The sequence below is a fragment of the Candidatus Binataceae bacterium genome (assembly GCA_036495685.1).
In the GTDB taxonomy this organism is placed as follows: domain Bacteria; phylum Desulfobacterota; class Binatia; order Binatales; family Binataceae; genus JAFAHS01.
Genome location: DASXMJ010000237.1, coordinates 1 through 12,825, shown reverse-complemented (window position 1 = coordinate 12,825; position 12,825 = coordinate 1). Strand labels below are relative to the sequence as shown.

Annotated in this window: 11 protein-coding genes and 1 tRNA gene; 9 read left to right on the top strand and 3 right to left on the bottom strand. The window is 59.3% G+C overall.

Annotated features, from left to right (window positions below):
* Window positions 1-231: 231 nt before the first annotated feature.
* The 3 genes from gatB to gatC are packed head-to-tail and all read right to left on the bottom strand — an operon-like array spanning window position 232 to window position 3,467.
* Complete coding sequence (gene gatB, locus VGI36_21455; protein ID HEY2487719.1) at window positions 232-1,665, bottom strand: Asp-tRNA(Asn)/Glu-tRNA(Gln) amidotransferase subunit GatB; 1,434 nt, start codon at window positions 1,663-1,665, stop codon at window positions 232-234.
* A 13-nt stretch (window positions 1,666-1,678) separates the two neighbouring features.
* The gene (gene gatA, locus VGI36_21450; GenBank protein HEY2487718.1) at window positions 1,679-3,145 is read right to left on the bottom strand and encodes an Asp-tRNA(Asn)/Glu-tRNA(Gln) amidotransferase subunit GatA; all 1,467 of its coding nucleotides are present in this window, start codon (window positions 3,143-3,145) and stop codon (window positions 1,679-1,681) included.
* 25 nt (window positions 3,146-3,170) lie between these two features.
* On the bottom strand, window positions 3,171-3,467 hold the full coding sequence (gatC, locus tag VGI36_21445; GenBank protein HEY2487717.1) for an Asp-tRNA(Asn)/Glu-tRNA(Gln) amidotransferase subunit GatC: 297 nt from the start codon (window positions 3,465-3,467) through the stop codon (window positions 3,171-3,173).
* A 376-nt stretch (window positions 3,468-3,843) separates the two neighbouring features.
* On the opposite strand from gatC, the gene serS reads away from it, so the two are divergent.
* The 9 genes from serS to VGI36_21400 form a co-directional block, all read left to right on the top strand.
* Window positions 3,844-5,115, top strand: a complete 1,272-nt coding sequence (gene serS, locus VGI36_21440; protein HEY2487716.1) for a serine--tRNA ligase — start codon at window positions 3,844-3,846, stop codon at window positions 5,113-5,115.
* Between the two features lie 149 nt (window positions 5,116-5,264).
* Window positions 5,265-6,263 carry a phosphate ABC transporter permease subunit PstC gene (gene pstC / locus VGI36_21435; protein HEY2487715.1) on the top strand — a complete coding sequence of 333 codons (999 nt, stop codon included), beginning with the start codon at window positions 5,265-5,267 and terminating at the stop codon, window positions 6,261-6,263.
* Entirely contained in the window at window positions 6,264-7,130 is an 867-nt protein-coding gene (gene pstA, locus VGI36_21430) for a phosphate ABC transporter permease PstA (protein ID HEY2487714.1), read from the top strand.
* 2 nt (window positions 7,131-7,132) lie between these two features.
* On the top strand, window positions 7,133-7,894 hold the full coding sequence (pstB, locus tag VGI36_21425; protein HEY2487713.1) for a phosphate ABC transporter ATP-binding protein PstB: 762 nt from the start codon (window positions 7,133-7,135) through the stop codon (window positions 7,892-7,894).
* Window positions 7,895-7,910: 16 nt separating this feature from the next.
* Window positions 7,911-8,600, top strand: a complete 690-nt coding sequence (phoU, locus tag VGI36_21420) for a phosphate signaling complex protein PhoU (protein ID HEY2487712.1) — start codon at window positions 7,911-7,913, stop codon at window positions 8,598-8,600.
* Window positions 8,597-9,343, top strand: a complete 747-nt coding sequence (locus VGI36_21415; protein ID HEY2487711.1) for a response regulator — start codon at window positions 8,597-8,599, stop codon at window positions 9,341-9,343. The genes phoU and VGI36_21415 overlap by 4 nt, the downstream gene beginning before the upstream one ends.
* The gene (locus tag VGI36_21410) at window positions 9,336-10,748 is read left to right on the top strand and encodes an ATP-binding protein (protein ID HEY2487710.1); all 1,413 of its coding nucleotides are present in this window, start codon (window positions 9,336-9,338) and stop codon (window positions 10,746-10,748) included. Before VGI36_21415 ends, VGI36_21410 begins: the two co-directional genes overlap by 8 nt.
* Before the next feature lie 469 nt (window positions 10,749-11,217).
* Window positions 11,218-11,294 (top strand) — tRNA-Arg (locus tag VGI36_21405).
* Between the two features lie 1,012 nt (window positions 11,295-12,306).
* Window positions 12,307-12,825: methyltransferase dimerization domain-containing protein (locus tag VGI36_21400; protein ID HEY2487709.1), on the top strand; the 519-nt coding region annotated here is incomplete at its 3' end.

Here is a 12,825-nt window from a genome sequence, read left to right as displayed (position 1 = left end):
ATCGTGAAAAAAATCGCCGAAGAAGCGCGGGGCGCAATTTCCGATCGGCTGACTCCCCTCACCAAATAGCACGCCTCCGGGCACACGCCCCCGGAATGCTGCGGCTCTCCAAGAATCAGAGCGCACGCGCCAAGGATGCGCGAAGTCGAATATTCTTCCCGGCTGCAAGTTAGCGTGCCTGTCCCCTTCACGAGACCGGGACAGGGGAGACGCGCGGCTGCCACTGGACAATCAGGCGGCCAGCTTCTTCTTCAGAATTTCGTTGACCATCTTCGGATTCGCCTTGCCACCCATCGCCTTCATCACTTGTCCGACAAAGAATCCGAACAGCTTGTCACGCCCGCTCCGATACTCTGCCACCTTGTCTGGCTCCTCCGCGATCACCTTCGCGCACGCCGCGGCTATCGCGCCTTCGTCCGAGACTTGCGCCAGTGCCAGTTCGGCAACCGTAGCTTCCGCCGATTTGCGCGACGTGCACATCGCAGCGAAGGCGGTCTTGGCGGCGTTGAGAGAGATCTTCTGCGCTTCGACCATCCGAAGTAGAGTGCCAACCTCCGCTGCCGCCGGCGCCGCCTCCGGCGGTGCCTTTCCGCTTTCATTGGCGACGCGCAGGACTTCTGTCATCACCCAATTTGCCGCCATTTTCACGTTCGTAAGCCCGGGCAGCATGGCTTCGAAGTAATCCGCAGTCTCTTTCTCCGCCGTCAGAACGCCGACTTCATAGCCGCTGAGACCATAGTCGCGCACGTACCGTGCGCGCTTCACGGCCGGCAACTCGGGCATCGCCCGCCGCACGCTCTCGACCATCGCCGTGGGGACGACCAGCGGCGGCAGGTCGGGTTCCGGAAAATACCGGTAGTCGTTTGCGAATTCCTTCGAGCGCATCGGACGCGTCTCTTCGCGCTCCGGATCCCACAGATGGGTCTCCTGCTCCACTTTGCCGCCCGCTTCGAGCACCTTGATCTGGCGGCCGACTTCGTGCTCGATCGCTTTTTCCACAAAGCGGAAGGAGTTGAGATTTTTGATTTCAGTCTTTACCCCGAATTTCGGAGCGTCTTTCTTTCGCACGGAGACGTTGACGTCACATCGAAAGCTGCCTTCCTCCATCCGTCCGTCCGATGCGCCGATATAACGCAGGATGCTACGCAGCTCGCGCAGGTAGGTGACCGCTTCGTTGGCAGTACGCAGATCGGGTTCGCTGACGATTTCGACGAGCGGTACACCCGAGCGATTGAAATCCACCAGGCTCGAATTCATCTCGTGGATATTCTTGCCCGCGTCCTCTTCGATGTGTATTCGCACCAGGCGCACGCGCTTCGATTCGCCATGGCCCGGCAGGTCGATGTATCCACCCTTTCCGATCGGCGTTTCGTACTGCGAGATTTGATAGTTCTTGGGCAGGTCCGGATAGAAGTAGCTTTTGCGATCAAAAATCGAGCGCGGCGCTATCTCGCAATTCGTCGCGAGTCCGGTTCGAACCGCTAGTTCCACAGCGTGCCGATTTAGTACCGGCAGCACTCCCGGCATTCCCATGCACACCGGGCATACGTTTTCATTGGGTGCTTTGCCGAACTCGGTCGAACATCCGCAAAACAATTTCGACTTGGTCTGCAGATGGGTGTGGACCTCGAGTCCGATCACCGCTTCGTATCCCTCGCGGTTCATCAGTGCTTTCCACCTATAACGCCGGGCGTCGCAATGTAGCGGCGCCGGATCTTTCGAGCGCATCCCCGACGCGCAATACCATCTCCTCGCTGAATTGCGGCCCGATTATTTGCATCCCGATCGGGAGGTTGTTCGCGTCGTATCCGCAGGGCATCGAGAGTCCCGGCAGTCCGGCCAGATTAACCGAGATGGTAAAGATGTCCGACAGGTACATGGTGAGCGGGTCGGACATCTTTTCGCCCAACCGGAACGCGGTGGTCGGCGCGACGGGTGTCACAATAACGTCGCAGTTCTCGAACGCACGCTCGAAATCGCGGCGAATTAACGTGCGCACCCTCATCGCCTTAAGGTAGTAGGCGTCGTAATAGCCTGCCGACAAGGCAAAGGTTCCCAGCATAATGCGCCGCTTTACCTCTGCGCCAAAACCTCGCTCTCGCGTCTTCTCGTTCAGCTCAACATTGTCTTCCGCTCGCTCGCGCAAGCCGTAACGAACTCCGTCATAGCGCGCGAGGTTCGCGCTCGCTTCGGCCGTCGCCACGATGTAGTAGCACGCGATAGCGTAACTGGAGTGCGGCAGCGAGATTTCCCTCGTAGTCGCACCCATCGACTCATACTGCTTCAACATCGCGCGTACTGCTTTTTCGACCTCGGGTTGCATGCCTTCGACAAAAAACTCCTTGGGAACGCCGATGCGCAGGCCCTTTACGTCGCCGGTGAGTCCGCGCTCATAGTCAGGTACCGGTCGCGCGGAGCAAGTGGAGTCTTGGGGATCCTCGCCTGCCAGGGTGCGTAACAGTATCGCCGCATCGCGCACGCTCTTGGAGAAAGGGCCCACCTGGTCGAGCGATGAGGCATACGCAACCACCCCGTAGCGGCTTACTCTGCTGTAGGTGGGTTTTATTCCCACCACCCCGCAGAACGCTGCGGGTTCCCGAATTGAACCTCCAGTGTCAGTGCCCAACGCCCCCAGGCATTCGTCCGCGGCAACTGCCGCCGCCGAACCGCCCGACGATCCACCCGCTACGCGCGTCAGGTCGTGCGGATTCGCGGTCGGACCAAACGCGGAATTTTCGGTGGAGGAGCCCATCGCGAATTCATCCATGTTGGTCTTCCCGACAAACACCGCTCCCTCGCGGCGCAGTTTCGCGATCACGCTGGCATCGAAAGGGGGCACGAAGTTCTCCAAGATCTTCGATGCGCAGGTCGTACGCATTCCGGCCGTGCAGTAAATGTCCTTTATCCCCAACGGAATTCCGCACAGCGTCGCGGCGGCGCCAGCTTTGAGGCGTCGGTCGGCTGCCTCGGCCTGCGCCATAGCCTCCTCTTCTGTCACGGTGATGAAGGCATTGAGTTTTGGATCCACCGCAGCGATGCGCTCCAGGCACGCGCGCGTCAACTCCAGCACGGAAAATTCGCGCCGCCGCAGACGCTCTGCTGCCTCGGAAATAGTCAGACAGTTAAGCTCAGACGAGGGTGCCACGGGAGGACTCGCTCGATAGTCGCATTCAATCGATAATCTTCGGGACTTTGAAAAATCCCCGCTCGCGTGCGGGGGCGTTCGCAAGCATCGCATCCGCGGCCGGATGGTTGGTAACGGCGTCGGCGCGCGTGGGAGTTCCGGCATCGCCCACTTGTGCCGTTGGCTCAATACCGTCAGTCGAAAGCTCGTTGAGCTTGTCGATATAGTCCAGAATTTCGTCCATATTCGCCCTGATTCTGTCTTCCTCGTCGGGCGCGAGGCTGAGCCGTGCCAGTAGCGCGACGTGCCGCACTTGTTCGAGGGTTATCTTACTCCGTCCCATCGTGACGGAATCGTAACATCCTCATCATTCTATGTCAGGAGAGCGCGCTGAGCCGTGAGTGCTGGTGACTAGGGCAGGGTCATCCCGCAGGGGATGCCGGGCGCATATAATAGGAAGATGCGGATTTGCGAGCGTGCGGCATTATTTGATGTCCTGCGGCTTGGATTTTGACTTGATGGGCAGGGCGGAGACCTCGCGCGTCGTGCGAAAACTTGAAAAATCGCGACCCTGTTGGCCGCGAACAGCGAGGGGAGCTAGACGACGCGGCTTGAACCTTTTCGGGCCGCTAGCGGTTCCGGGAACATCGTAATTTAAGGTGGTTCACCGGCAGCGGGCAGGGCTGACGGAGCCGATAACATCTAGGGACACAGACTGAATGTTGGACATAAGACTCGTCCGGGAACAGCCGGAGTTCGTCAAGAGGGAGTTGGCCAAGACGGGGGTAGCTCCGGCCGAGTTGGACCGCGTGCTCGATCTCGATGCTCGCCGTCGCAGACTTCAGCACGAGCTCGATGAGCTACGCGCGCGGCGCACCCGCGAATCCAAGGAACTCGGCAAAGCTTCCCCGGAGGAGCGCGAGGACAAGCGCGCCGAAATGCGCGCGCTGGGCGACGAGATCGCCACGGGGGAGCACCACCTCGCCGCCCTGGAGCGTGGTCTGTCGGATCTGATGCTGGGAATCCGCAACCTTCCCCGTCCATACGTGACGTTCGGGACCAGCGAAGCCGACAATCGCGTGATCAAATCAGTCGGTGCGCCACAGGAGTTCACCTCGTTTCATCCGATTCCGCATTGGGATTTGGGCGCCAAGCTCGGCGTGATCGATTTCGATCGCGGCGTGAAACTGGCCGGCACGCGCTTCTATGTGATGGTCGGTGCGCTCGCCCGTCTCCAGCGCGCGCTGATAGCCTGGATGCTCGATCTCAAACGCGAGCAGGGCTACACGGAACTTCTGCCGCCCCTGATGGTAAACACGGCCAGCGCGACCAGCACCGGTCATTTGCCCAAGAATGCCGACACGATGTACCGCGACTGCGAGGAGGACTTCTGGTTCATCCCCACTGCCGAAGTTCCGCTGACCGCGTTTCATCGCGAGGAAATCCTCGACGAAGACCAGCTCCCGATGTACCTCACCGCTTACACCCCATGTTTTCGCCGCGAAAAGATGTCGGCTGGCCGTGATGTGCGTGGGATCAAGCGCGGTCACCAGTTCGACAAGGTCGAGATGGTCAAACTGGTGCGACCCGAGACCTCGGACGAGGAGTTTCAGAAGATGGTGTCCGACGCTGAAGCAGTTTGTGCGCGTCTGGAAATTCCTTACCGGGTCGTGGAGCTCTGCACGGGCGACCTGAACTTTTCCAGCGCCGTTACCTACGACTTGGAGATGTGGGCCCCCGGATGCGGCGAGTGGCTGGAAGTAAGCTCGGTTTCGAATTGCACGGACTTTCAGGCGCGTCGAGCCCAGATTCGCTTTCGCCCTAAAGGGAGCAAGCCCGAATTCGTGCACACCCTCAACGGTTCCGGCCTTGCGCTGCCGCGCACCATGATCGCCATCATGGAAACCTACCAAAACGAAGATAGTAGCATCAGCATCCCGGCGGTCCTGAAACCCTATCTGGGCGGGATCGAGCGGATTTCGGGGCGCTGATCCGAACTCCGTCAAGAGCGCTAGAGCGGCGGATTCATTCAGATTTCGGCACGAGTTAACATCGCAGTAACAATCGCTGGTTATATTTCCGCCAAGGATGCTGCGGCCCGATTTTGGCGCCGTGTAGCTTCCTTAATCGCGAGTGTCGTTTGGCGGAATTGGGAACCTCGGTGGCGGAAAATGTGGCGGTGGTGGGGCGTGAAAGTCGCCGCCCCCGAGTCGTGCATGTTCGCCTGTTCGGCGACCGCCTCTTCAATCTGATAACTCTCGTCCTGGGTTCTCTGATACTCCTCCTACTGCTTGGTTTTGGTATCGCGTTGCTGATTGACGCGCTGCCGGCACTCCGCAAGTTCGGACCGGCGTTCCTGATTAGTACCGACTGGGATCCCGTCAATGACGTTTATGGGGCACTCCCCTTCATCTGGGGAACCACGGTTTCCTCGGCGATCGCTTTGATTCTCGCGGTGCCACTCAGCCTCGGCGTTGCGTTGTGTCTGAGCGAGTTGGCGCCCGATTCGTTGTCACGACGGTTGGGGTTTCTGGTCGATTTGCTTGCGGCGATTCCATCGGTCGTATATGGCCTGTGGGCCATTTTTGTTTTGGGTCCGTGGGTTCGCGACTATGTCGAGCATTTTCTGGGAACCTACTTTGGATTTCTGCCGATCTTCGCGGGCCCCAAGGTGGCAGTTGGGATGTTTTCCGCCGGTGTCGTGCTTGCGATCATGGTCATTCCCTACATTTCATCAGTCTGCACCGACGTTTTTCGGGTTGTGCCCCAAACCCAGCGCGAGGCGGCGATCGCGCTAGGCGCGACCAAGTGGGAGATGGTTCGCATGGCGGTGTTGCCCTACGGCCTTAGCGGAATCATCGGAGCGATAATTCTCGGCTTGGGCCGCGCACTCGGTGAGACCATCGCGGTCGCGATGGTTATCGGAAATGCGCCGAATATCTCGCTGTCGCTATTCGCCCCCGCGGCGACTCTCGCCAGTGTTATCGCCAATGAATTCGCCGAAGCGACGAGCGACCTTTACGTGTCCTCCCTGATAGCACTGGGTCTGGTGCTCCTTGGATTGGGCATTGTGCTCAACGTCGTGGCTCGTCTGCTCGTGGCCGCGGTCGCGCGGCAAAGGTTCGACAGCGGAGGATAGATGGCTGGCGCCACCTTCAAAGAAAGCAACTACGCTCTGCGCAAGTTCAAGAGCGATTTCATGATGACCATTACGGTCTCTGCCACGGTCATCACGCTAATCCCTTTATTCCTGGTCCTCGGCTACCTCCTCTTCAAAGGAGCTACCAGCTTGAACTGGGCCTTCTTTACCCACATGCCGGCCCCGGTCGGTGAGAAGGGAGGCGGAATGGCCAACGCGATTGTCGGAACCCTTTTTGTGGTCGGCATCGCCTGTCTAATCGGCGTTCCCATCGGAATCGGCGCCGGCCTTTTTTTGGCAGAACATCGCAACCATCGCTTCGCCGATGCGGTGCGCTTCTCGGCCGACGTAATGATGGGGGTGCCGTCGATCGTCGTCGGTATCTTCGCTTACGCAGTGATCGTCCATCCGATGGGCCGTTTTTCGACGCTCGCCGGTTCGTTCGCCCTTGCGATAATCATGGTTCCCCTGGTCACGCGCACCACGGAGGAGATGATTATCCTGGTGCCGCACGAGCTGCGCGAAGCTTCCCTGGCGCTTGGTGTCCCGCAGTGGAAAACTTCGCTGTCGGTCATCGTACGCACGGCGCTGAGCGGAATTGCCACCGGCGTCATCCTCGCCATCGCCCGGATCGCAGGCGAGACTGCACCTCTGTTGTTCACCGCTTTTGGCAATCACTTCTGGACGACATCGCTGGTCCAGCCGATCGCGACGTTGCCCGTACAAGTCTATACATACGCCATTTCACCTTTTCCGGACTGGCAGCGGCAGGCCTGGGCTGGCGCGTTGACGTTGACCGGAATCGTACTGGCTCTCGAACTGGGTGTCCGATGGGTAACCGCGGGGCAAGCTAGGACGGCACGCTAAGCATGGCCGATAAACTCGTCGCGAAGCATCTGAACGCGTTCTTCAACGCCACTCGCGCGGTCAAGGATGTCAACCTTAACTTTCCGGAAGGGAACGTCACGGCCATCATCGGCCCTTCGGGATGCGGAAAATCCACCATGGTGCGCTGCCTCAATCGCATGCACGAAGTTATCGCCGGCGCCCGGGCCGAGGGCGAGGTGCTGCTGGATGGGGAGAATATCTATGCTGCCTCGGTAGACCCGGTGCAGGTGCGGCGCCGAATCGGGATGGTTTTCCAGAAGCCCACGCCGTTTCCCACCATGTCCATCGAGGACAATGTCGCGGCTGGATTGACCCTCAACTCGGTCGGAGTGGGACGAGCGGAGCGCGACCGGATAGTGGAAAAGAGCCTGCGCCAGGCGGCCCTGTGGGAGGAGGTGAAGGACCATCTGAGGCGTCCGGGCGGAAGTCTTTCCGGCGGCAAGCAGCAGCGCCTGTGCGTGGCGCGGGCTCTGGCGGTCGAGCCCGAGGTGCTGTTGATGGATGAGCCGTGTTCGGCCCTCGACCCGATTTCTACGGCGCGCATCGAAGAGCTATTGCTAGAGCTCAAGTCGAACTACACAATTGTGATTGTAACCCACAACATGCAACAAGCTGCTCGTACCGCCGACTACACCGCCTTTCTATATCAGGGGGACCTTATCGAATTCGGCGAGACCAACCAGATTTTTACCAATCCGACGCGCCGCGAGACCGAAGATTATATCACCGGGCGCTTCGGATAAGGCCGAGGGAGGTGCGATGGACCCCACGCAGCCGCAGCATACCAATCGACAATACGAGGAGGATTTGCGCGGCCTGCGCGCCGGTCTCCTCAAGATGGGTGGACTCGTCGAGCGCCAGATTGCGGAGGCGATGGAGGCCTTGGTCGATCGCGACAGCCCCCACGCGCGCGAAGTAATCAACCGCGACGACGAAGTGAATCACATGGACGTCGCCAATGACGAACAGTGTATCCGCCTCCTCGCACTTCATCAGCCGACCGCCAGCGACCTTCGCTTCATCACCACCGGACTCAAGATCACCACCGACCTGGAGCGAATCGGCGACAACGCGGTCAACATCTGCGAGCGTGCGCTCGAGCTCAACGAGGTGCCACAGCTCAAACCGTACGTGGATTTGCCGCGGATGGCAGAGGTAGCGCAGTCGATGGTCAAGGACTCTATTGACGCCTTCATGCGCAACGACGCGGAGCTGGCACAGCAGGTAATCGACCGCGACGACGAAGTCGATGCGCTTAACTACCAGATATATCGCGAACTGCTCAGCTACATGGCCGAGGACGCACACACCATCGGCGCGGCCACGCGGCTGCTGTTTATTTCGAAGTACATGGAACGGATTGCCGATCACGCGACCAATATCGCCGAGATGGTGATTTTCATGGTCAAAGGAAAAGTCGTTCGTCACATGGACAAGAACCCGCAATGAATCAACAAAGTGTGCAGGAAGAACGTCGCGGCGGCGCGCGCCCTCGCGTGCTGATCGTGGAGGATGAGGCGGATATCCGTGAGCTGATGCGCTACAACCTCGAGCGCGAAGGCTTTCTGGTGGAGGAGGCCAGCGATGGTGCGCAAGCGCTCGAGCGCATCCGGCGTCGGGTGCCGGACCTGTTGCTGCTCGACCTGATGCTCCCCGGGATTCCGGGCCTAGAAATCTGCCGGCAAATGCGCGCCGGTCGCGATACCGCGACCCTTCCGATCCTGGTGGTCACGGCCAAGGGTACCGAGGTCGATAAGGTGCTCGGCCTCGAAATGGGCGCCGACGACTACGTGGTCAAACCGTTCAGCCCGCGGGAAGTGGTCGCGCGTGTCAAGGCCTTGCTGCGCCGCGCCAATCCCAACGCCGATCAGGAATCGGCCGGTCTGTACGAACGCGGCCGCCTGAGGATCGATTTCGGGACATATCAGGTGTTCGTCGAAGGCAAGCGGCGCGAACTCGCGCTGCGCGAATTCGAATTGCTCAAGTTTTTTGTCCAGCATCCGATGCGGGTCTATACGAGAGAACAGTTACTCGATATGGTCTGGGGGCGCGATACCTTCGTGGAACCGCGGACGGTTGATGTGCACGTGCGGCGGCTTCGCCAGCATATCGAACGCGACGACGCGAACCCGGAACTGATTCTGACGGTTCGCAGTGTGGGTTATCGGTTCAACCCGGAGGCGCTTGGCTAACTCGTACCGGCTGCGTGTAGTTCTTGCGGTTGTTGCGGGTCTCTTCCCCGAGGTGCTCTTGCTTGCGGTGTTGGCAGCGATGGGCACCGTCTCGATCTGGCTGGTTATTGGAGTGTCAACCGCCGGACTCGGGGTCGGTGCCATCGCGGCAGTGGCCGTCGTCGGTGATTGGCAACGACGAGCCGAACGGATAGATGCGGTCGCGGAGGCCCTGGAAGCCCGACAGGCACCACCCCACCTGATGCGTCAAAATCGTGACGCGGTCGCGCGCGCCGAGCACAGGCTCCTCGACGCCGCCGATTCGATTGTCGCCGAAGTCCAGTCTCTGACCGACCAACGTGACGAATTCGAAGCGATTCTGCGCAGCATGACCGAGGCGGTCGTGGTCACGGGCGGTCGCGGCGAGGTCGTGCTGCTCAACGGTGCAGCGCGACGCATGTTCGCCCTGGACCATGAAACCGACTACGCCGGGCGCGACTTCGTCGAGCTATGCCGCGATCCACTCCTCCAGGATTTTGTTGCACAAGCGATGCGCAACGCGAGCGAAGTACTTTCTAGGGAGTTCATGATTCAGAATCCCGCCCAGCGCTACGTGGCGGCGAGTGCCGCGCCCGTAAGCATGACCCACCATGGTGCATGGGTATTTGTGTTTCATGACGTGACCCAGCTCAAGGCGTATGAAACGGTGCGCAGCGACTTCATTTCCAATCTGACCCACGAACTACGCACGCCCCTGGCTGCTCTGTATGGATACGCGGAGACGCTGGTGCAGGGTGTGGATGACAGCGAGACGCAGCGCCGCTTCCTCGGCATAATCGATCGTCAGGCGCGCCGCCTCGCCCGATTGCTCGACGACTTGATCTCGCTCTCCGAACTTGAGCGCGGCCACAGCGCGCTGCATTTTGAAGATCTCGAGGCGCCCAGCGTCATCGGTGAAGCGGCGGAGCTGATGAAGGTCGCGGCGGCTCACGAGGGCGTCCACTTGGAAGTGCAGCTTTGCGAAGGATTGCCCAAGCTATTCGGCGATCATGACCGCCTGCATCAGGTCATGGTTAACTTGATCGATAACGCCATCAAATACACGCCGCGGGGTGGGCACGTGACCGCATCGGCGAAGACCGCAACCCTTAATGGAACCGGGAAGGCAACGCCAGCGATCGCACTAATGATCGCCGACACCGGCGAGGGTATCCCGGAACGAGACATCCCGCGCCTGACGGAACGATTCTACCGTGTAGACCGCGCCCGCTCCCGGGAACTAGGTGGCACGGGCCTGGGCCTGGCGATCGTGAAGCATATAGTCCAGCTCCATCAGGGCTCATTAAAGATCGAAAGCCGGGTAGGCGTCGGCACGACCGTAACCGTTATGATTCCGGCGGCTGAATCGCAAAAGAACAACCCCTAGCTGTTTTCTGTCACGCAAACCGCTGATTGATAGTACGCGTACTTAGGGTCTCTGCCGACCGAGAGTAGCGGCAAGTGGCTGGCTCGCCGCGTCGGATGGTGTGGGACTCTCGTCCGACGACAGGGCAGTCAGCATGCGATCTGAAGCCGAGCGAGGCATGGGGTGTCCTGCGCTGTTTTTTCTTACAGAGACTCCGAGGAGCATTTCGCGGAGCCAAGGATACCCAACTGATCGTCCACTACGGTTGCGTTACCCTTTCCCCTGTCATACGCCAGGTCGCAGGATGATTCTGAAAACGACTGGGTGGCATGCAGCGGTGAACGAGGTCAAGACTGACGCCTTGTTAATCTTGAGCGATCTGAGAAGAACCGCTGGCACCTCGACCGGATAAGCGTCGGACCAGGAAGCAAGCAAAGCAGCTTCGTCTTGCTAGGGACTAGCGGATGTGAAAACTTCATATTTCCCCGGCGCGCCCTTAGCTCAGCGGATTAGAGCATCTGACTACGGATCAGAGGGTCGGGGGTTCAAATCCCTCAGGGCGCGCCAAAAATCTCAATAAATTCAGCCACTCTCTTCATCAAGCATGATGAGGCTTTCCGATTGATGACTCGGAATAGACGCTGGATCGACGCTCGGACCGTTTTGATCCGGGTAACATAGACACGCTCAAGCGTTTGGCGTTGCAGTGTTGACCGTAGGCCAAATCGCCGCGCGGCACGACTGCCTTTTGTCAACAAGACTCATTAGGCGCGGGGCCGGGGCTCGGAGGGCCACCTTACCCGCCGGAAGCGCAGGGGTCACTGGCGTGCTGGACAGCCGTTTCAACCCAACGGCAAATAGCGACCCTTGCTTGCGTAATGACAATGCGAAAGGATTTTACGCTCTCTCTTCCTGCTCGCATTTTCTGAGTCGGCACAGCGCCACTTTTCGCAATCGATTCGCACGAGCCTTTTCGATCGGAAAATGCCGGGGGCTCATGACAGAAGCCTTTCCGCCTTTGGCACCGTTCATCCTGCGCGACCAATTTGAATCGCGCGGATGTAGCGTCAGATCAACCGCGATACCGGTCGCAAGAGCCGCACGCCATCCGGTTATCGGCCGGCCCTCAGCCCGCCATTTTGAAATCAGATAGTACATTCGGCTCTGCGCCTCACGATTAAGGGGCCAGGGAAGTTCGTCGAGCCTGCCCTCGTGCTGCCGATAGGGGTCCAATTTTCTCAATGCGGCGGCCTCGTTGAGGGCGAAGTTGGCGGCGAAATTCCATGTCGGAACATTATCGTCTTAAAGTGCGGAACACTGAAGCTTTGCGAGTCGCGCGTTCTTCGCCGCAACGACGCTCTTGTCTCCATCAAGTCCATTTGGCGCCAAGCCTGGATCGGGTCCTCTTAACGCGGCCGCGGCCCCATGACTGGGTTACTCCTTTCTGTCTCGGTGATTGACGCAGGCGCTTGACGTCGAGCCTCCGATGGGTCCTTCTTAGTCCGGCCGTAGGTCCTCGTTGCCCTGCATCGGCGATTCAAAAACGTTGGTCGCCAGAATTAGCGAAGGAGATGACAGCATGAGCGAGCAAAGTCCTCAGTCAGTCCAAACTCCACCATCGGCTCAGATGTTTCAGTACATCATCAGCCTGATGACTCCGCAGGCAATACATCTTGCCGCGAAACTTGGGATTGCGGATGTGGTAGCGAAGGCGCCTTCGAGCGTTGAGGAGCTGGCGGCTGCTACTGAATCGAACGCACCATCGTTAAGCCGGTTGCTCAAGTTTCTCACGAGTCTCGGCATTTTCTCCGAGGATGCGTCGGGGAAATATCACCAAACTCCACTCAGCGATACGCTCCGCGCTGACCATCCACAATCCACGCGAGGTCTCGCGGTCCTGTGGGGATCAGGATTGGTTTGGAAGTCCTTCGGGGAGCTTGCCACCACAATTGCGACGGGTCAGCCAGCGTTCAATCACGTATTCGGGACGTCTTTCTTCGAATACTTGTCTGCACATCCCGAAGATGCCGCAATTTTCAACCACGGTATGACTTCCATATCTTCTCTCGAGCTCCCGCTGATCATCGCCGCATATGAC

Excerpts from the sequence above, each read along its gene's own strand:
- gatB (HEY2487719.1), bottom strand. The coding sequence starts at position 1,665 with ATGAACCGCGAGGGATACGAAGCGGTGATCGGACTCGAGGTCCACACC.
- gatC (HEY2487717.1), bottom strand. The coding sequence starts at position 3,467 with ATGGGACGGAGTAAGATAACCCTCGAACAAGTGCGGCACGTCGCGCTA.
- serS (HEY2487716.1), top strand. The coding sequence starts at position 3,844 with ATGTTGGACATAAGACTCGTCCGGGAACAGCCGGAGTTCGTCAAGAGG.
- pstA (HEY2487714.1), top strand. The coding sequence starts at position 6,264 with ATGGCTGGCGCCACCTTCAAAGAAAGCAACTACGCTCTGCGCAAGTTC.
- pstB (HEY2487713.1), top strand. The coding sequence starts at position 7,133 with ATGGCCGATAAACTCGTCGCGAAGCATCTGAACGCGTTCTTCAACGCC.
- phoU (HEY2487712.1), top strand. The coding sequence starts at position 7,911 with ATGGACCCCACGCAGCCGCAGCATACCAATCGACAATACGAGGAGGAT.
- VGI36_21415 (HEY2487711.1), top strand. The coding sequence starts at position 8,597 with ATGAATCAACAAAGTGTGCAGGAAGAACGTCGCGGCGGCGCGCGCCCT.